Here is an 18,517-nt window from a genome sequence, read left to right on the forward strand (position 1 = left end):
GCCGCACCTGACTGCGGCAGCATCGCCAGGAGTGAGCACCTCGCGCAATGACGTGTGCCTGCAGACCGACGTGCTGGTGATCGGGGGTGGGCCCGCGGGAACGTGGGCCGCGATCCGAGCGGCGGAGGCCGGCGTCGACGTCGTGCTGGTCGACAAGGGCTACACCGGCACGAGCGGCGCGACAGCGTCAGCAGGCACAGGAGTCTGGTACGTCGAGCGCGACCAGCGTGAGGCGGCTGTCCTCTCCCGCGAGAAGCTCGGCGCGGGCCTGACCGATCGCACCTGGATGATGCGCGTGCTCGACGAAACCTACTCGCGGATGGACGAACTCGCGCGGGTGCAGCGCTACCCGTTTCCGATCGGCCCTGACGGCTGCCTCGTCAAAGACGACCTCCAAGGGCCCGAGTACATGCGCCGCCAACGGTTACGGGTGCAGAGGCTGGGCGTGCGCATCCTCGATCACACGCCGGCGCTGTGTCTACTCCTCCACGACGGTGTCGTGTCTGGAGCCGAGGCCGTCGAACGCAGCACCGGTCGAGGCGTACGGATCGACGCGGGCGCCGTGGTGATGGCCGCCGGAGGGTGCGCATTCCGGTCGAAGACGCTGGGGTGTGACGTCGACACCGGTGACGGTGCCCTGATGGCCGTCGAGGCGGGCGCAGTGCTCTCGGGGATGGAATTCTCCAACGCGTATGCGATCGCCCCCAAGGGCACCGGTATCACCAAGAACGCCTTCTACAACTGGGCGACGTTCTACCGTGCCGACGGATCTGTTCTCGACATCCCGCGCTCCAAAGACCGCACGGTGCTCGCGCAGACGTTGCTCAGCGAACCGGTTCTGGCCTGCATCGACCGCGCAGCACCCGCACAGCAGGCGATGATGCGCACCGCGCAGCCCAACTTCTTCCTCGGCTTCGACCGGCTCGGCATCGACCCGTTCACCGAGCCCTTCGAGATCACCCTCGTGACCGAAGGCACCGTGCGCGGCACCGGCGGTGTCCGTATCGCCGGAATCGACTGCGCCACAGATGTTCCCGGACTCTATGCGGCCGGCGACACGGCCACCCGCGAACTGATCACGGGCGCGTGGACGGGCGGCGGGGCGCACAACGCGTCCTGGGCAGCCTGCTCCGGGGGATGGGCAGGCACCGGGGCGGCGGACTTCGCGAGGCATCGGGGTCGGCCCGCGCCCGAGGCCGTCGCCACCGAGGGTTCCGAGATCACCGCACACCGCGGCGTCGTCGACGACGTGAAGAGTCAGGTGTTGCCCTACGACATCAACTGCCTCCGCCACGGCGACCGGCTCGGACCCGCGTTGGCCGTGTTGAACGATCTATGGAACTCGACTCGGACGTCACCGCGAGCGACGGGCGAAGACCGGTTCCGCGCTCGCGAGGCGGCTGCCATGCTGGCCCACGGCCGGTGGATGTACCACGCGGCGTTGGCGCGCACGGAAAGCCGCGGGATGCATCGCCGATTCGACCATCCCGAACCCGACCCGGCGCAGTCCCACCGATTGATCACCGGTGGGCTCGAGGAGCTGTGGTCAGTTCCCGAGCCGCGATGGTTGGATGACCGGAGACACGCCGCATGATCGAGATCGTCGACAGTGATCGGTGTATCGGGTGTGACCGCTGCATCGACATCTGTCCCACCAGGGTTTTCGACCGTGGCGCCGACGGAGTGCCGGTGATCGCGCGCCACCTCGACTGCCAGACATGCTTCCAGTGCGAGGCCTACTGCCCTGTCGACGCCCTCTTCGTCGCCCCGATCGTCGAACCGGCGCCTGTCAGCTCACCACTGCGCAGCCTCGAACACGTCGAGAGCGCTGGCCTGCTCGGCTCGTATCGGAGTGCGCTGGGGTGGGGCAAGGGGCGAACTCTGGTTGCGCGCAACGCCATTCAGCCGGACATGGCGTGAACGCTCAGGGCTTCGGATCGTCGCGGTCGTAGTCCCGGAAGGAAGAGACCCGGCGGCTCAGCAGCCAGACCACCAGAAGCATGGCGAGGCCGCCTGCTGTCAGCGGACTCCAGATCGCGAATGCGCTGGCCACCGCGCCGGTCACCACATCGCCGACCCGCGGTCCCCCTGTCACGATGATCGAGAAGATGCTCTGCACTCGGCCTCGCAACTCATCGGGCACCGCGGCCTGCAGAATCGCCCCGCGGAAGATCGCCGACACCCCGTCGGCCGCGCCTCCGACCGCCAGAGTCGCTGCCAGCGCCGCGATCGCGGCAGTCGCCGTTCCGTGTGCCGGTCGCGCCAGCGCGATCAGGATCACGACACCGCCGGCGACGATGGACGCCGCGTAAAGATAGGACACCACCAGGATGGCGACGCCCTGCCGACGCACTGTGCCGGTCCAGCCGGAGAACAGTGCGTTGACCATGGCGCCCGCCGCCGACGCCGCGACCAGCACGCCCACGGTCGTGACGCCGCCGCCCAACGTCACCGCCCCGAGTGCGGGGAACAGCACCCGCGGCTGGACCAAGGCCATCGCGACGAGATCGAGTGTCAGCGCGAATCGGATGTTGTCGGCGCGCCGCAGATAGCCCAGGCCGTCCCGTACCGCCCGCAGCGCGCCGAGCTGCCGCACCCGGTCCAGCGGCCGCAGGGCCGGCAGGGACCACACCCCTATGAACGCTGCGGTGTGCAATACCGCGTCCACCAGGAATGCGGTCTGGAATCCGCCGGCCCCGACCGCCGCGGCACCCAGCAGGGGACCGATCGTCGCCATCAGACCCATGTTGATGCCGTTGAGTGCGGCGGCCGCCGGCAGCAGTTCGCGGGGCAGTAATCGCGGCACGATGGCGCGGCGAGTGATGCCTCCGACCGTGTTCGCCACCGAATTGACCGTGGCCGCGGCGTAGAGGATCCACAGCGACGTGCCGCCCAGCCAGGCGTGGCCGGTCAGCACGAGGATCGCCATCCATGACACCACGGAGGCGACCATCGCGACGCGACGTCGGTCGAACCTGTCGGCCAGAGTGCCTCCGTACAGGCCGATGACGACCATGGGAGCCAGAGCGATACCGGCGATCAGCGACACCGCGAACGTCGACGAGGTGATGGAGTACACCTGCAGGGCGACGGTGACGACCGTCATCTCCTGCCCGATGCTGCCCAGTGCGGTGCCCGCCCACAATCGGCCGAAGGCGCGGCTTTCCCGGAACGGGGAGAGGTCGAGCAGGAGCCTGCGGCGCGTGCCGGGCGGGCTCACCGCGCGAGGCTGCGGGACGGATCGGCGGTCCACTCCGATGCCGACCCCACGTAGAGGCGCGCCCGCACGCCCAGAATTGACAGCACGAACACCTCCGATGACGCGGCGACCCCGCTGCCGCAATACGCCGCCGGTTCGGTGCCCGCCGCGATGCCGAACGCGGCCGCGGTGGCGCGCAGAGCGTCATCGGGCAGTAGATACCCTGCTGCGTCGAAGTATTCGACGATCGGAGCACTGCGAGCGCCGGGTATGTGTCCCGCAGCCGCGTCGAACGGGTGTGAGAATTTGGCGGCGGGGCGGGCGTCGAACAACAATCCCTGGTCGGCGAATCCGGGCACCTCATCGATCTCCACGACCGGCAGACCACCCGGCCGGATGGTGAACGCGGATTCCGGCCTGCCCGTCTCCGATTCGCCGACAGCGATCTCGCCGCGCCACGCGTCGAAGCCGCCGTCGAGCACACGGACCGAGTCGATGCCGGCCCACCTCAGCAGCCACCACGCCCGTGCCGGTGCGGCAGAGCGCGGCGTTCCATAGACGACGACCTCGGTGTCGGAGTCGATTCCCCACCGTCGGACCGTCTTCTCGAAGTCTGCGGGGTCAGGCAGCGGACGCTTGCCATTACGGCCCGTGCTCGTTCCGGCGAGATCGCGGTCCACATCAACGAAGACGGCGCCGGCGATGTGCGCAGCCCGGTAGGCCTCAGGGTCGGGCCGGTCCTCCTCGGCGACGAAGCGAACGTCCAGCACCACGGTCTGCGGCCGGCGGGCGAGTTCCTCGGCGTCGATCAGGTGAGCCGAGCGCGCCGTGTCACCCATCAGTTTTCTCCTCACTCTGAACGTGCCTGTTCCCGAGTTATGTTTCATAACATTGCGAGCGGCACGCGGGGTCGGGAAAAACTACGCCTGACGCAAACTCGCCCGACTTATTCTCGTGGCAAGGGAAATTATGGACGGTCGCCCGCAAAGCTCCTTAATGTGCTTGCACAGCAATGGTTTTGTATCAATTGCGAAGTGACACAAAAGGAGCGTGATGGCTCTCATCACCCGCAGCATCGTCTCGGTCGAGGAGCTCGATGCCGGCCTCGGCGACCCGAACCTGGCCGTCATCGAGGTCCATGCCACCGCTCCCGAGCGCGCACTCATTCCCGGCGCGCGGCCTGTGTACTGGAAGGACCTCGCCTGGCATCCGCTCGAGCGGGAGCTCGCCACCGGAGCGGAGCTGTCCGCGCGGCTGTTCCGTCTCGGCGCCGGCGAAGGGTCGCGCATCGTTCTGGCCGGCGACCCGACGCAGTTCGCCGCCTACGTGCTGTGGGCGCTGCGCGTCCGCGGATACGACGACATCGCCTATCTGGACGGGGGGTTGGAGGCATGGCGGGCATCGGGTGCCGACTCCGACCGCACCGTGGAACGGGTCGCCCCCCGCTCACCTCTGCCGGTTCCCGAACCCACCGCCGAGCACGAGAGGCTGCGCATCGGCCGCGACGACGTGCGCGCGCTGCTGGATCGCGACGACGTCGTGATCGTGGATTACCGCACCCCCGAGGAGTACAGCGGCGCACGGGTCAGCGGACCGAACGCCCCTCTCGACCACGGCGCCGAACGGCACGGTCGGATTCCCGGCGCCCGGCACCTGTTCTTCCGCGACCTGCTCGACGCCCACGGGCGGCTGCGGGACCGTGCTGAACTGCAGCGCATTGTCAGCGAGAAGATCGGTGCCACAGACAATCTCGTGATCAACTACTGCCGACTTTCGCACCGCTCGACACTGGGTTGGATCGCGCTGTCCGAGGTGCTCGGCATCGACAACGTCCGTGTCTACGACGGCTCCTGGACCGAGTGGGGCAGCATCGTCGGCTTCCCCATCGAAAAATAGCGGCGCGACAACGAAAGAACCACATGAGCTTTCCTCACGATTCGATCACCCTCAATCTCAACCTGATTCCCGGCGGTGTGTTCCCCGGAGCATGGCGCGCAGGAGACGGCGACGCCCACCAGTACTCGAGCCTCGAGCACTACATCGAGGTCGCCAAAATCGCCGAACGCGGGCTGTTCGACGCCGTGTTCCTCGCCGACACCCCGGTATGGCGCTACCGAGGTGAGTACCGCCCTTTCCGCGGTTTGGATCCGACACTGGCTTTCGCCGCCGTGGCCCAGCACACATCCCACATCGGTCTGGTCGCCACCGGTTCCAGTTCCTACAACTCTGCCTACAACCTCGCGCGGCGCATCTCCACACTCGACCACATCAGCAGCGGCCGTGCGGCCTGGAATATCGTTGCCACCAACGGTGACGACGTGGCACGCAACTTCGGCCGGGACCAGGGGCTCGATCACGACGCCCGATACCGCCGGGCGCACGAGTTCGTCGAGGCCGTGCTGGCACTCTGGGACGGCTGGGCCGACGACGCCTGGGTCGCCGACCGCGCCACCGGCACGTATGTCGACGAAAAGCGGATCAGGGCAGTCGATTACACCGGCGAATTCATCAATGCCGCCGGACCGCTGCCCTTGCCGCGTTCTCCCCAGGGACATCCGGTCCTGGTCCAGGCCGGTTCCTCGCCGGACGGAATCGGCCTGGCATCGAGGTTCGCCGACGCCGTGTACACCGTGCAGCCGACGATCGAATCGGCCATCGCGTTCCGCGACACCGTGCGGGAGCGGGCCCGGGGCTGGGGCCGCGACCCTGACACGATCCGTGTGCTTCCCGGTCTGATCACCCTCGTCGCTCCCACCGAGGCCGAGGCCCGTGCGCGCGAGATCGAACTGCGCGAACTGCACACCGAACATTTCGCGATCAACGCGCTGGCACTGCAGATCGGCGTTCCCGTCGAGGCGCTCGATCTGGACCGGGAATTGCCATGGGATCTGGTTCCGGCCGACGGTGAACTCGGCGCGCAGGGAGGGCATTTCGCCGCACTGATCGGCACGGCGCGGCGCGAGCGGTACACCGTGCGGCAGATCCTGGCCCGTCAGGGTGGTGGGTTGACTCATGTCACCGCGATCGGTGCGCCCGAACAGGTCGCCGACCAGATCGAGACCTGGGTGAAGGCCGGTGCCGCCGACGGCTTCAACATCATGGCCGCGCAATTACCGGACGTGGCAACCGAGTTCGTGGATCACGTGGTGCCACTGCTGCAACAACGAGGTGTGTTCCGCACCGAGTATCCAGGGTCCACGCTGCGCGACACTCTGGGTCTGGAGCGCCCCGACGACGGCTTCGACGGTCACGTCGCTTCCGGTAAGAGCTTGCACACGGTGGGGGAGGCCGCGTTCGGCTGACCGCCTGACGCGATCACGATGACGCTCCTCGAGACCACACACGCAGGCCTGCCGGTTCCCACGGCTCTTCCCGCGCCACATGTGCGACACACCGGCCGTTGGTCAGGACTGGCTTTCCAATTGCGCTACATCGGCGAGAAAATCTTCGCCGCGGCAGTCGTGTTGTGGTTGGCCGCGTCCGCAGCCTTTCTGGCCGTCCACCTGTCTCCCGGGGACCCCGTCACGCTGCTGATGGGTGAATTCGACACCCCCGCACTCCGCGCGGCCATCGAAGCCCAATGGGGCCTCGACAAGCCTCTGATGGTGCAGTATCTCGACTTCCTGGTTCGCCTGCTCCACGGCGACTTCGGGACGTCCTATGTGCAACGAGTGCCGGTCAGCGACATCCTGTTCGGGCATCGTCTGATCGCCAGTGCACAACTCACCTGCACGGCCACGTTGATCGCCGTCACGGTGGCGCTGCTGGTCGCCCTGTCCACCGCGGGACGGCGCGGCGTGGGTGCTCGGATCACCTACCTGGGTGAGTTGACGTTCGCGTCCATCCCGACGTTCTGGCTGGGAATCGTGTTCATCACGGTGCTGTCGTTCCAACTCGGGCTCTTCCCGGTGGTGGGAGGCAGCACGGCCGCGAAGCTGATCCTGCCCAGCCTCACCCTGGGTCTGCCGCTGGCCGCGGTGCTATCGCAGGTTCTTCGCGAAGGCATCGAACGGTCGCTGGAACAGCCTTACGCCGTGAGCGCGGTGGCGCGCGGCATCTCACCGTGGCGCCTGAAGGTGCGTCACGGTCTGCGGCATGCGCTGATTCCGGCTGCAACCCTTGCCGGCTGGTCGGTCGGCGGCATGCTCACCGGCACCGTCATCGTCGAGCAGGTGTTCGGCCGGCCCGGCATCGGGCAGGCCACCGTCGTCGCCGTCACCCGCCAGGACGTACCCGTGGTGCTGGGCATCACGCTGCTCGCAGTTGCGCTGTACGTGGCGGTCAACACCGTCGTCGACATCCTCTATCTGTGGATCGACCCCCGGTTACGAGTGGGATGAGCTCGATGGCAACCACTTTCGCATTTCCGGGCCGATCCCTGTCCTCGGGGTTGACCCGATTCCGGCGTCCCGGCGTGCTCGTCGCCGTCGCCGTTCTCGCTCTACTCCTGCTCGCCGTTGCCGTTCCGGGGTTGTTCACCGGGCGGGACCCGCTGGCCAGCGACATGTCCAACGCCCTTGCCGCGCCGAGTCTGGAACACGTCTTCGGAACCGATCACCTAGGGCGCGACGTGTGGTCCCGCGTCGTGCACGGAGCGCGCTACTCCATCCTCATCGGGGTGGCCTCCACCGCCATCGGTGTGGTGATCGGTGTGGTTCTCGGACTGATCGCCGGAGTTTCCCACCGGCGCGTCGACGAGGCGATCTCGCGGGTCTTCGATGCCCTGGGTGCCTTCCCCGACCTGTTGTTCGCGCTGATGCTGATCACGCTGATCGGGCCCGGCACGACGAACGTCATCGCCGCGATCGCGATCGCGTCGGCTCCGCGGTACGGACGCGTCGTCCGCGCCGAAACGCTGCGGGTGCGCGAGTCCGACTATGTGGCGCAGTCTCGGCTCGCCATCTCGTCGGCGATGCGGCGCACAGTCCGCCATGTGTTTCCCAATGCGCTCGGCACCGTTCCTGTTCTCGCGACGCTGGGTGTGGGTACCGCGATCATCGGTGCTGCGGGACTGAGCTTCCTGGGTTTCGGACCCACCCCGCCGCTACCCGAATGGGGCTCGATGCTCTCCGACGCGCGGCAGGACCTGCGCCTGGCGTGGTGGGTCGGGTTCTTCCCCGGGGCGTTCATCACCCTCACCGTCGTGAGCGTCTCGGTCGCCGGTCGTCATCTGCAACGCCGCTTCGAACGAAGGGCCCAGGCGTGAAGACCTCCGCGGACGATCTCCTAGTGGACGTCACGGGCCTGACGGTGGCTTTCGACAGCGTCCGGAACGACGACGGGTCGCCGCTGGAGGTGGTGGCTGACATCGACCTACACATCCACCGAGGCCGCATCACGGCGATCGTCGGCGAATCCGGTTCTGGGAAGTCGGTGACCGCCCGCAGCCTCGTCGGTCTCGCCGGCGACGGAAGCCGAACCACCGCAACGACTCTGAACATCCTCGGGGTCGACGCCCGGTCCTACACCGAGCCCGAGTGGCGTGCGGTCCGTGGCGCCCAGGTCGGGTTCGTGCTCCAGGACGCGTTGACGTCGCTCGACCCGCTGCGCACCGTGCAGGCGGAGGTGAGCGAGGCGCTGAACGTCCCGCGCAAGACGCGCACCGACGCCGTCGAGTCGCTCCTGGCCTCGGTCGGTATCCCCGACCCGTCGTACCGGCGGCGCAACTATTCGCACCAGCTGTCGGGCGGCCTGCGTCAACGCGCGCTGATCGCGTCGGCGCTCGCCGGGCAGCCCGACGTGCTCATCGCCGACGAGCCGACGACCGCGCTCGATGTCACCGTGCAGGCGAGAATTCTGGCCCTACTGCGCGAACTCGCCGATGACGGCAGAGGCATCCTGCTGATCAGTCACGATCTCGCGGTCGTGTCCGAGATTGCCGACGACGTGCTGGTCATGCACCGGGGCAGCATCGTCGAACAGGGCCCCGTCGGCGAGGTGATCGGTACCCCGCGCCACGACTACACCCGCGCTCTGGTGGCCGCGGTTCCCGGGCGCGCGACGCGCGGCCGCCGCCTCAGCGACCCGGACACGCCGGCCCCGCCTCCGGTGGCGGTCGGCCCGGACACCGTCGTCGCGGCCGTCGGGTTAGGCAAGTACTACCGGCGCCACCGCCGAGAAGAGTTCGCCGCCGCCGCCGATGTCAGCTTCACGATCCAGCGGGCCGAGATCGTGGGTCTGGTCGGAGAATCCGGTTCGGGCAAGTCGACGATCGCGCGCATCGTGACCGGACTCACCCCCACGGACACCGGCTATCTGGAGATCGGCGGACGGCGCTGGACGGGACGCCGCGGCCATCAACCCCCACGGCTGGGCGCCGTGCAACTCGTCGCGCAAGACTCGATCGCATCCTTCGATCCTCGCTTCACCGTGCGGGAGATCATCGACGAGACCGTCGCCGTGGTGCAGCCGTCGAAAGACAAGCGCGAGGCGCGGATTCGGGAACTTCTCGACCTGGTCCATCTGCCCGAAACGGTGATCGACCGGCATCCGCGATCACTTTCCGGCGGCCAGCGCCAACGCGTGTCGATCGCGCGGGCCCTCGGATCGGATCCGGAACTGCTGGTGTGCGACGAAGCTGTATCCGCGCTCGATGTCTCCATCCAAGCGCAGATCCTCGACCTATTGCTCGAGATTCGCGCTTCGCGAAAGACCGCTCTGCTGTTCATCTCCCACGACATCGGCGTCGTACATCACGTCGCCGACCGCGTGCTCGTGATGTACCGGGGTCGCGTAGTGGAAGAGGGCACCGCCGACGAGGTGTTCGACGCCCCGCGTGACTCCTACACCCGCGCGCTTCTCGCGGCGGTGCCCGCCCTGTGACCTGTCCACGTTCCTGACCAACCCCCCACCCGCCCCGCGGGCCGCGCACGCTGCGCGGCTCCCACGAGATGGAAACACTGAGATGAGACACCAACGACCGTCACGAACCGTCGTCCTGCGCTGGGCCGCCTTGGCGCTGGCCGCACTCCTGACGCTGTCCGCGTGCGGCAGCGACTCCGGCGGCGGATCCGCCGGCGGCGAACCCGTGCGCGGCGGCACGCTGACCGTGGCACAGTCCGACTTCCCCGAAGAAGGCCTGAACCCCCACGTCCGCGGGTGCTGCACCGAAGTGCAAGTGCTGCGCAATGTCTACGACAGCCTGGTGGCCATCGACTACGACGAGACCATCCACCCGTGGCTTGCCGAGAAGTGGGAGCGTTCTCCCGACGGGCTGGTCTACACGTTCACCCTGAAGCGGGGAGTCACGTTCACCGACGGTGAGCCGTTCAACGCCGCCGCCGTCAAGGCCAACTTCGACAAGATCACCGGCGACAAGGAGTATGCGCCGTCGACGGCCAAGAGTACGTTCCAGACGCTGAAGTCCACCGAAGTCGTCGACGACTACACGGTGCGCACCGTGCTCTCGGAACCGACAGCGAACTGGCTGAACACGTTGGCATCCCTGCAGGGCGCGCAGATCTCGCCGAAGTCCCTGAGTAAACCCGACGTCGCCGCGGGCGGTGTCGGGGTCGCAGGTACCGGCCCGTTCGTCCTCACCGAAGTGGTCCCCGGCTCCGAACTCCGCTTCACGCGGAATGACAACTACACCTCGGCGCCGGCACTGGCAGCCCATCAGGGGCCCGCCTACCTCGACGCACTGGTGGTCAAGATCGTGCCGGAGCCCAACGTCCGCGCGGGACTACTCACCTCCGGCGAGGTGGACGGCGTCGCCCAGGTGGCTCCCGCCGACATCGCCTCGTTCGACGGTGTAGACGGCTTCCAATTCGAGTCCAAGCCGTCCAACGTGTCTCCCTGGTCGCTGTACTTCAACGTCACCGGGGACAACACCAAAGACGTGCGAGTCCGGCGCGCGCTGCGCGAAGCCGTCGACCTCAACCCGATCATCGACACAGTGCTGCAGGGGAGTTCGGAGCGGGCCTGGAGCATCGTCGGCCCGCAGAGCCCGTACTACGACGCCAAATACGAGAATGCCTACGGCGGCAACGTGGACCTGGCCAACCAGTTGCTCGATCAGGCCGGATGGACGGGCCGGGACAGCGACGGCTATCGGACCAACGCTGCGGGGCAACGCCTCGTCGTTCGGCTGATCGCCACCGAGCCGAAGCCGCCGCTGTCCACCGTTCTCGAGGCCTACCAAGCAGAGCTGCGGACCAACGCCGGCGTTGCACTGGACCTTCAGTTCCGCGACGAGGGAACCGTCGACGTAGTCCGCGAGGCCAACGCCTACGAAGCCTTCCCCCGCGCCGTGGGCGGCGTCGACATCGGGGTCGTTCTGGAGAAGATCTACGAGACCGGCGGCGCCATCAACGGGCCCAAACTCGAGGATCCGGTGGTCGACGGATGGCTGGCTGACGGGCGTGGCGCCCTCGACGACACCGCGCGCAAGGACGCCTACAACAAGGTGGCTCAGTACGCATTGATCGACCAGGTCACCACGCTGCCGTTGTACACCGAACGCTACAACGCCGCGGCCACCAGTCAGGTCCACGAGATCGAACGCTGGCTGGACCCGCCCCGCGGCATGGTGAACTTCTGGGCCTACGACACGTGGAAAGACCAGTGACGAGACTGCCGGAATTCGGAATCTTCTTCCGGCTCAACGACACCGAGGCCGATCCGGTCCAGCAGTACCACGACGGCTTGGACCTGATCTCCTACGCCGAGGATCTCGGGTTGTCGACGGCGTGGATCACCTCCCACCACTTCAGATCCGACAAGGGGACGATCGCCTCGCCGCTGGTGTTCCTGGCCGCGGCCAGTCAGCGAACGCGTCGCATCAAACTCGGTGCCGGTGTCGTCGTCATCACGCTCGAGAATCCGATCCGGGTGGCCGAAGACGCGGTGATCGCCGACGCGCTGTCACGGGGGAGGCTGCAGCTCGGTCTCGGCTCGGGACTCGAGGACTGGGCGTTCGGTCCGTTCGGTGTCGACTGGGAGGACCGGTTGACGGTCTACTCCGACAAGGTCGCGCGCTTCCGGGAGGTGCTCGCCGGCGCAGATCTCGGCGGCGGCCGGCGGCTCTATCCGCCGGAGCAGGGGTTGCGCCAGCGATTGTGGCGCGTCGCCAGCGACCCCGCGCACGCGGGCGAGATCGGACGTGCCGGGGACAACCTGCTGCTGAGATCGTCGAAAGCGCTCGACTACGAGGGGAATCTACGTCGGCACAGCGAAGCCATCGACGCGTTCCGAGAGGGTGCGGGCCCACAGCAGCGGATCGCCGCCACCCGCACCGTGATCGTGGCGGAGACGACCGCCGCCGCCCGTGCACTGGCCGGACAGGCCGCCATCGACCTGCATCGTCGGAACGGAAACGGCGATCCCTGGTATGGCGACGCTGACCACGTGCGGACGCTGCTCCGCAACGACGCCGAACTCGAGCACGTCGACGAGGTGCTGCTCCAGGTCGCGCCGGCGAAACTGACGCTCGGCCAGTGGCGGGACAGTCTCGCGCGGACGGTGTCGTACGTCTTGGAACCGGAACGCGCTGCGAACCCGAACCATGCCTACGCATCCTGATCGGGGGCGACGGTGGTAACACAGCAAGTCGATGCGGTGTGGCTGGCCGACAAGCTGCGAGCCACATCGTCGAAAGACATCGGCCACGGCCTGACGCGGCTGATCGACGGGGGCGAACTCGCGCCGGGCGTACACCTCCCGACGATCCGCGACTTCGCCCGAGCGGCTGGCGTCAGCCCCGGCACCGTGGTGTCCGCGTGGAGCCGAGTGCGTGACACCGGTCGCCTGCACACACACCGGCGCGGGGGCACCGTCGTCGCCGATCTCTTCCGCGCCACCGCACCGACACCGCCCGTGGCGTGGTCGTCCATCGAGATGTCGATGGTGACACCAGATCCCGCAGTGCAACCCGACCTCGGCGCAGCTTTCGCGGCCGCTCTGGCCACCACCGGCGACCTTCACCGGCCGGAGCGGGCCTACATCACCGAGCGCCTGAGAGCCATGGTCGAGTGCGACTGGCCGTTCACCGCCGAGGCGTGGAACTGCGTGGGCGGCGGCACCGAAGCGGTGGTGCTGGCGACCGCCGCCGCCGCCGGGGGCGGACCCGTGGGCGTGGAGGAACCGGTCAGCCCCGGTTATCTCGACATTCTGCGCCAGCTCGGGATCGACGCCCACGGCATCGAAGCTGACGCAGAAGGACCTACCGTCGAGTCGGTCGTCGATGCTGTCCGTCGCGGCGCGGCCGCGCTGATCCTGCAACCCAGCGGCGCCTACGCCGTCGGTGGAGCGCTCAGCATTCGCCGTGCGGGGGACGTGGCGTCGGCCGTCGCGTCGGTCGCTCCGAACACGTGGATCGTCGAGGACGACAGCGCCGGACCGCTCGCGACGTCCGTGCCGGCGTCCGTGGGCGCCCACCTACCCGATCGCGTCCTTCGGATTCGCAGCTACTGCAAGGCCTTCGGGATCGATCTGCGCAGCGCCGTCCTGGGGGGCAGCGCCGAGCTGATCGACCGAACAGTCCGGTTGCGTAGCTTCGGCATGGCGTCCAACAGCCGCATCATGCAGAACGCGCTGGCGCATCTGCTCGAGGATTCGGCGACCGAGCTGCTCGTCACCCGTGCCCGTGGCCGCTATCGTGCGCAACGACGGGCATTGCTGAAGGCTTTCGCCGACGTCGGGCTGCACGCCTCGGCGAGCAGCGACGGTTTCGTGGTGTGGGTTCGCGTGCCGGACGAGACCACTGCCCTGATCAACCTCGCCAGGCAGGGCATTGTGGCAGCCGCCGGATCGAAGTCGTTCCTCAGTGATGGGGACGGTCTGCTTCGCTTCTCGATCCTGCAACTGCCGGCCGAGCGTGCCGGTGAACTGGCCGAGGCGGTGCGGGGCGCTGTCGACTCCGCCGCGCGCGAATACTTCGACTGATCGAATCTGCGTGCGTCGATAGGGTGCGCACCGATGTCAGGGGTAGCAGATTGGTCGCGTGCGGCTTTCGCCGCCGAAAGGAGTTCGTATGAGCGACAACATCTATCGGGTCGTCGAGATCGTGGGCACGTCATCGACGGGCATCGATGACGCGATCACCAACGCCATCGCCAGGGCGTCGGAGACGTTGCACGGCCTCGATTGGTTCGAGGTGACCACCATCCGAGGTCATCTCGCCGACGGCGCTGTTGCCCACGTCCAGGTGGCATTGAAGGTCGGATTCCGGCTCGACAGTACCGATCAACAGCATTGACTGCGATCAGAACTGCACGCCGCGCGTCAGCGCTCCGTCCACCACGAGATTGGTGCCGGTGATGAAGCTGGCGGCCGAGCTGCTCAGGAACACCACCGCGTTGGCGACCTCCTGCGGCGTGGCCATTCGGCCAGTCGGGTTCAGCGCGAGCGCCTCGGCGAACAACGCGGGATTCTCCGCCTCGATCGTCGGCCACACCCCGCCGGGAAAGTAGGTGTTGCCGGGGCTGACGGAATTCGCGCGCACGCCCTGGGCGGCCAGCTTGTGCGCCACCCCCTGCGTGTAGTGGATGATCGCCGCCTTCATGGTCCCGTACGGCCCGGCCGCGAAATCGACCTCGCGGCCCGACACGCTGGAAATCGTGACGACGGAACCGGATTCGGCTTTCAGCAGGTGCGGCAGCGCCGCGTCGACCAGACCGATCGTACCCATGAGATCGACCTCGAATGTCGTGCGCCAGTTCTCCGCCGACTCACCGATCGCCAGCGCGCTGACGTTCGCGACCACCCCGTCAAGACCGCCGAACGACTCGGCCGTCGCGTTCACCCACGTCGTCAACGCCGCTGTGTCACCCACGTCCACGACCGAACCCACAGCGCTCTCGCCGAATTCCTGCTGTGTGTCGGCGACGGCTTCGGGTGTGCGTGCGCAGTAGGCGACGCTGGCGCCCTCGGTGAGCAGACCCTCCACGACCGCACGGCCGATGCCGCGGGTTCCGCCGGTGACCGCGAAGCGCTTCCCCGCCAGCCCGAGATCCATGCGGTGTCCTCCTAGTAGTTGACGGTCCCTAAACCGTTGGCAGCCGAGCGCATTTCGTTGTGTACGCCGCCGAAGGCCGCCGCGCCGGGCAACAGTCGCTTGTCGATCTTGGTGACCGAACTGTAGTTCGTGTCGACGACGTTGGCGATCGGTGCGAGCGATATCTGGGTCAGCAGCTGGTAGGCGTCGAGACGGTCGAGGTCATAGAGCTCCCCGAGCCAGGTGATCATCTCCACCTGGCCGGCGCGCCACGCCTCCTCCAGTGGGCGGCCCGAGCCCACGCACATCAGATGCGTGTCGGTCTCGATGCGCGGCCACACCGGTCCGCCGCCCTTCACCAGCCCGACGATCGCGGTCACGTTCATCGCGCCCTCGACCGCGGTGCCGCAGGACTCGCCCTCGCCCTGTCGGTAGTGCCCGTCGCCGAGGGAGAACAAGGCGCCGGGCACGTTGACCCGCAGGTAACAGGTGGCGCCCGCCGCCATCTCCGGGGTGTCCATGTTGCCGCCGAACACGTCGGGCACCAGCGAGGTTCGGACCTCGCGGCGGGCCGGTGCGACACCGACGGTGCCCAGCATCGGGTTGGCGGGCAGCGCGAGATCGAAGTCGCTGCCCTGCGCGGAGAACCCGACCGTGCCTGCGGCGGAGTCGTACTCGTAGATGTACGTGCGCTCGGGCAGCGGGTCCTGCAGCGTCGGGCTGGCCGGAACGCTGGTCAGCCCGCCGAAGAACGGGATCAGCGTCGACGCACCCCAGGTGCGCGCGGGCGTCAGGTCGACGAGGTGGACGACGAGCGTGTCTCCGGGTTCGGCGCCCTCGATCCAGAAGGGTCCTGTCTGCGGGTTGAGGTCTTCGGTGTCCAGAGCGGTGGTCGCGACATCCGCTGCGCTCGTGATGCGGCCCCCGTAGGCGTCCTCGGTCCACAGCGTCAGCACCGTCGGAGGCGTGAGCCGCAGGACGGGTGCCGCGCCGCCGAACGTGTACGCCATCTGGTCGGCGGTCGGGATGAAAGTGACGTGATCCATGCCCGCCATACTCGTCCGGCGCACCGCGTCCCGCCATACGATCGAGGCATGGCCGAGGACATGAGCGGTGAACGCAGCTTCAACCAGCGGACCATCGACGAGTTCCGAGCCAACGGCGGCAAGGTGGGCGGCCAGTTCGAGGGTTTCCCGCTGCTGCTACTGACCTCTTCCGGCGCCAAGAGTGGCGAGCAACGCGTGAACCCGGTGGCGTACTTCGAGTTCGACGGGGCGCTGTACGTCGTCGGATCCGCGGCCGGCCGCGATCGAGATCCCTCGTGGGCGTTCAATATTCGCGCGCACCCTGAGGCGCAGGTCGAGATCGGTTCCGATCCGCCGCGGCCGGTGAGGGCGCGCGAGCTGCCGCGCGAGGAGCGCGATCGCCTCTACCCTCGGGTGGTCGAGCAGGCGCCCGGGTTCGGCGACTACGAGAAGCAGACCGAGCGCATCATCCCGATCTTCGAGCTGGTCCCGCACCTCGAGTGATCAGCGCGGCGCCGGTGCCGGCGGGGGCGGCGGCAGGGGTGCCGGCGGCGGTGGCGGAGGCGGCGGGGTCAGCAGGCGCACGATGTCCGGCTTCATCGCCTGCAGCTGCGCACCCCAGTACCCCCAGCTGTGGGTGCCGTTGGGCGGAAAGTTGAAGATCGCGTTGCGCCCGCCGGCCGCGAGGTACTTGTCGCGGAACTCTTTGTTGGTCGCGATCGTGATCGTCTCCAAAGAACCTGCGCTGAGGTTGATGCCCAGATCCGTTCCGGTGTCGAGGTCGGAAGCGACACCGTTGCCGCAGTAGATCCACAGCGCGGTGCGGTTGGCGACGAGCCGGTTGATGTTGAGCATCGGATCGGCCCGCAGCCAGGCCGGCGAGCCGGACGGACCCCACATGTCGTACGAATCGAAGCCGCCGGCGTCCTGCATCGCGATGTCGATCAGCGGCGGCCAGAACTTCTGTGACGGCGCCAGATATCCCGACAGCGAGGCCGCGAACTTGAACTGACGCGGGTAGTAGGCCGCCATCGTCAATGCCGCACCACCTGACATCGACAGCCCGACAACCGCATTGCCGAACGGATCCTGACCGCGGTTGGCGGCGAGCCACGTCGGCAGCTCGTTGGTCAGGAACGTCTCCCACTTGTAGGTCAGCGTCCCGTTGCGGTTCTTGGCCGGCCGGTACCAGTCGGCGTAGAAGCTGGACTGCCCGCCGACGGGCATGATGACCGAGACACCGGACTGGTAGAACCACTCGAATGCGGCGGTGTTGATGTCCCAGCCGTTGAAGTCGTCCTGGGCGCGGAGCCCGTCGAGAAGCAGCACCGAATGCGGCCCGCCACCCTGGAATTCGACGCGGATCGTGCGGCCCATCGACGGCGACGGGACGTCGAGCTGTTCGATCGGCAGGCCCTCGCGGGAGAACGCGTGCGCCTGCGGGGTGATGGTCGGTGGGGTGATGGTCAATGCGGTCGCCGCGAGCAGCGCCGCCACGGCGACGCGACGCAGTCGCTGGCCCAAGGAGATCACGCGCGCGAACCTATTCGCGATCTCGACGCGGCACCCGGGGGCGCGCTCGGCAGTGACCGGGTTGTTATCGATCCGCGATTTCGGCGTGTTCGTCGCCGCTCAGCGACGACAAGCACGCCGAGATCGCCACCGGGCCTTGTGCCATGAAACGCGGTGTGTGACCGCGGTGTTCGTCGGCGGCATGCACGGTGAACGGATGCAGGACGTACATGTCGCCGGGCTCACCGGTGGCGTACCGCACGGGCCGTGACGCGCTCGCGGCGTCGACGAGGGCGCCGGCCGTCACCGCGTCGAGCGGCTCGTCCCCGAGCACGCGTGCCGTGTCGTGGTGGGACCCGACCCGGATGCGCGTCGGCGCGTCGTCGATCGAGACCTCGGACAGCAACGTCAGCACCAGCAGCGTGCGCGGCCGGCTGGTCACGCACCAGACACCGTCCTCGCCGGGGGTGTTCAGGTCGATGTGCCAGCCACGGTCTTCGGCGGGCGGGTGCACCGGGAAGCGAACGGGGATGTTGCCGAGCGCGCCGCGGGGGAGCCACCCACCCTCACCGCAGATCGCATCGAGGGCGGTGGCCAGGCGGGCGCTGCGGACCAGTTCACCGAAGGGCCCCTCGCCGGTCAGGTCGGCGGTCCACACCACCGGTTGGGTCCAGTCCGCGGGTTCCCGTGTGACGCCGAGCCGTTGCCACAGGAGCTCCCGCGCGGCGTCGGCGGCTGCGCGGGGCGCGGCCTGCTCGAGTCTGAGGTAGCCGTCCGCAGTGAAGGTGTCGAGATCGGCCATTCCGGGAGAATGGCACAGGTTCCACGCGGCCTGCCATCGGTTTTCCG

General features: G+C 67.9%; 18 protein-coding genes. 12 read left to right on the forward strand and 6 right to left on the reverse strand.

What is annotated here, in order from left to right:
- The first annotated feature begins 31 nt into the window (after window positions 1-31).
- Together ACZYYX_RS08900 and ACZYYX_RS08905 are read left to right on the forward strand one after the other, a co-directional pair.
- Complete coding sequence (locus ACZYYX_RS08900) at window positions 32-1,594, forward strand: FAD-dependent oxidoreductase (protein WP_463814055.1); 1,563 nt, start codon at window positions 32-34, stop codon at window positions 1,592-1,594.
- Window positions 1,591-1,920, forward strand: a complete 330-nt coding sequence (locus ACZYYX_RS08905) for a 4Fe-4S dicluster domain-containing protein (RefSeq protein ID WP_463814056.1) — start codon at window positions 1,591-1,593, stop codon at window positions 1,918-1,920. The genes ACZYYX_RS08900 and ACZYYX_RS08905 overlap by 4 nt, the downstream gene beginning before the upstream one ends.
- Before the next feature lie 4 nt (window positions 1,921-1,924).
- Here the strand turns inward: ACZYYX_RS08905 and ACZYYX_RS08910 are convergent, their stop codons facing one another.
- Complete coding sequence (locus ACZYYX_RS08910) at window positions 1,925-3,220, reverse strand: MFS transporter (RefSeq protein WP_463814057.1); 1,296 nt, start codon at window positions 3,218-3,220, stop codon at window positions 1,925-1,927.
- The gene (locus tag ACZYYX_RS08915; protein WP_463814058.1) at window positions 3,217-4,038 is read right to left on the reverse strand and encodes a sulfurtransferase; all 822 of its coding nucleotides are present in this window, start codon (window positions 4,036-4,038) and stop codon (window positions 3,217-3,219) included. Before ACZYYX_RS08915 ends, ACZYYX_RS08910 begins: the two co-directional genes overlap by 4 nt.
- A 214-nt stretch (window positions 4,039-4,252) precedes the next feature.
- Between ACZYYX_RS08915 and ACZYYX_RS08920 the strand changes: the two genes are divergently transcribed.
- The 9 genes from ACZYYX_RS08920 to ACZYYX_RS08960 all read left to right on the forward strand — a co-directional run bounded on the left by ACZYYX_RS08920 (window position 4,253) and on the right by ACZYYX_RS08960 (window position 14,393).
- Window positions 4,253-5,095 (forward strand): sulfurtransferase, encoded by an 843-nt coding sequence (locus tag ACZYYX_RS08920; RefSeq protein WP_463814059.1) that lies wholly within the window; start codon window positions 4,253-4,255, stop codon window positions 5,093-5,095.
- 23 nt (window positions 5,096-5,118) lie between these two features.
- Window positions 5,119-6,501: an NtaA/DmoA family FMN-dependent monooxygenase gene (locus ACZYYX_RS08925; protein WP_463814060.1), complete on the forward strand. Its 1,383-nt coding sequence runs from the start codon at window positions 5,119-5,121 to the stop codon at window positions 6,499-6,501.
- Between the two features lie 18 nt (window positions 6,502-6,519).
- Complete coding sequence (locus ACZYYX_RS08930; protein ID WP_463814061.1) at window positions 6,520-7,539, forward strand: ABC transporter permease; 1,020 nt, start codon at window positions 6,520-6,522, stop codon at window positions 7,537-7,539.
- A 5-nt stretch (window positions 7,540-7,544) separates the two neighbouring features.
- Window positions 7,545-8,405: an ABC transporter permease gene (locus ACZYYX_RS08935; protein ID WP_463814062.1), complete on the forward strand. Its 861-nt coding sequence runs from the start codon at window positions 7,545-7,547 to the stop codon at window positions 8,403-8,405.
- Window positions 8,402-10,021 (forward strand): dipeptide ABC transporter ATP-binding protein, encoded by a 1,620-nt coding sequence (locus ACZYYX_RS08940; protein ID WP_463814063.1) that lies wholly within the window; start codon window positions 8,402-8,404, stop codon window positions 10,019-10,021. The genes ACZYYX_RS08935 and ACZYYX_RS08940 overlap by 4 nt, the downstream gene beginning before the upstream one ends.
- 82 nt (window positions 10,022-10,103) lie before the next feature.
- Window positions 10,104-11,765: an ABC transporter substrate-binding protein gene (locus tag ACZYYX_RS08945; protein WP_463814064.1), complete on the forward strand. Its 1,662-nt coding sequence runs from the start codon at window positions 10,104-10,106 to the stop codon at window positions 11,763-11,765.
- Window positions 11,762-12,718: an LLM class flavin-dependent oxidoreductase gene (locus tag ACZYYX_RS08950; protein WP_463814065.1), complete on the forward strand. Its 957-nt coding sequence runs from the start codon at window positions 11,762-11,764 to the stop codon at window positions 12,716-12,718. The genes ACZYYX_RS08945 and ACZYYX_RS08950 overlap by 4 nt, the downstream gene beginning before the upstream one ends.
- Before the next feature lie 12 nt (window positions 12,719-12,730).
- Window positions 12,731-14,080: an aminotransferase class I/II-fold pyridoxal phosphate-dependent enzyme gene (locus tag ACZYYX_RS08955; RefSeq protein ID WP_463814066.1), complete on the forward strand. Its 1,350-nt coding sequence runs from the start codon at window positions 12,731-12,733 to the stop codon at window positions 14,078-14,080.
- Between the two features lie 88 nt (window positions 14,081-14,168).
- Window positions 14,169-14,393: a dodecin gene (locus ACZYYX_RS08960; protein WP_463814067.1), complete on the forward strand. Its 225-nt coding sequence runs from the start codon at window positions 14,169-14,171 to the stop codon at window positions 14,391-14,393.
- A gap of 6 nt (window positions 14,394-14,399) precedes the next feature.
- On the opposite strand, the gene ACZYYX_RS08965 is transcribed toward ACZYYX_RS08960, so the two are convergent.
- Window positions 14,400-15,152: an SDR family NAD(P)-dependent oxidoreductase gene (locus ACZYYX_RS08965; RefSeq protein WP_463814068.1), complete on the reverse strand. Its 753-nt coding sequence runs from the start codon at window positions 15,150-15,152 to the stop codon at window positions 14,400-14,402.
- 11 nt (window positions 15,153-15,163) lie between these two features.
- Window positions 15,164-16,177 carry an acetamidase/formamidase family protein gene (locus tag ACZYYX_RS08970; protein WP_463814069.1) on the reverse strand — a complete coding sequence of 338 codons (1,014 nt, stop codon included), beginning with the start codon at window positions 16,175-16,177 and terminating at the stop codon, window positions 15,164-15,166.
- A 48-nt stretch (window positions 16,178-16,225) separates the two neighbouring features.
- On the opposite strand from ACZYYX_RS08970, the gene ACZYYX_RS08975 reads away from it, so the two are divergent.
- Window positions 16,226-16,660 carry a nitroreductase family deazaflavin-dependent oxidoreductase gene (locus tag ACZYYX_RS08975; RefSeq protein ID WP_463814070.1) on the forward strand — a complete coding sequence of 145 codons (435 nt, stop codon included), beginning with the start codon at window positions 16,226-16,228 and terminating at the stop codon, window positions 16,658-16,660.
- Here the strand turns inward: ACZYYX_RS08975 and ACZYYX_RS08980 are convergent, their stop codons facing one another.
- Both ACZYYX_RS08980 and ACZYYX_RS08985 read right to left on the reverse strand, forming a co-directional pair.
- Window positions 16,661-17,668 carry an esterase family protein gene (locus ACZYYX_RS08980; RefSeq protein WP_463814852.1) on the reverse strand — a complete coding sequence of 336 codons (1,008 nt, stop codon included), beginning with the start codon at window positions 17,666-17,668 and terminating at the stop codon, window positions 16,661-16,663.
- 85 nt (window positions 17,669-17,753) lie between these two features.
- Complete coding sequence (locus ACZYYX_RS08985) at window positions 17,754-18,470, reverse strand: phytanoyl-CoA dioxygenase family protein (protein WP_463814071.1); 717 nt, start codon at window positions 18,468-18,470, stop codon at window positions 17,754-17,756.
- Window positions 18,471-18,517: the final 47 nt, after the last annotated feature.

It is taken from the genome of Mycobacterium sp. IDUB_1, assembly GCF_055419625.1.

Bases quoted from the DNA above. Each gene is read 5' to 3' on its own strand.
- ACZYYX_RS08935 (WP_463814062.1), top strand. From the start codon at position 7,545: ATGGCAACCACTTTCGCATTTCCGGGCCGATCCCTGTCCTCGGGGTTG.
- ACZYYX_RS08970 (WP_463814069.1), bottom strand. From the start codon at position 16,177: ATGGATCACGTCACTTTCATCCCGACCGCCGACCAGATGGCGTACACG.
- ACZYYX_RS08975 (WP_463814070.1), top strand. From the start codon at position 16,226: ATGGCCGAGGACATGAGCGGTGAACGCAGCTTCAACCAGCGGACCATC.
- ACZYYX_RS08915 (WP_463814058.1), bottom strand. From the start codon at position 4,038: ATGGGTGACACGGCGCGCTCGGCTCACCTGATCGACGCCGAGGAACTC.
- ACZYYX_RS08920 (WP_463814059.1), top strand. From the start codon at position 4,253: ATGGCTCTCATCACCCGCAGCATCGTCTCGGTCGAGGAGCTCGATGCC.
- ACZYYX_RS08905 (WP_463814056.1), top strand. From the start codon at position 1,591: ATGATCGAGATCGTCGACAGTGATCGGTGTATCGGGTGTGACCGCTGC.
- ACZYYX_RS08945 (WP_463814064.1), top strand. From the start codon at position 10,104: ATGAGACACCAACGACCGTCACGAACCGTCGTCCTGCGCTGGGCCGCC.
- ACZYYX_RS08930 (WP_463814061.1), top strand. From the start codon at position 6,520: ATGACGCTCCTCGAGACCACACACGCAGGCCTGCCGGTTCCCACGGCT.
- ACZYYX_RS08960 (WP_463814067.1), top strand. From the start codon at position 14,169: ATGAGCGACAACATCTATCGGGTCGTCGAGATCGTGGGCACGTCATCG.
- ACZYYX_RS08965 (WP_463814068.1), bottom strand. From the start codon at position 15,152: ATGGATCTCGGGCTGGCGGGGAAGCGCTTCGCGGTCACCGGCGGAACC.
- ACZYYX_RS08925 (WP_463814060.1), top strand. From the start codon at position 5,119: ATGAGCTTTCCTCACGATTCGATCACCCTCAATCTCAACCTGATTCCC.
- ACZYYX_RS08985 (WP_463814071.1), bottom strand. From the start codon at position 18,470: ATGGCCGATCTCGACACCTTCACTGCGGACGGCTACCTCAGACTCGAG.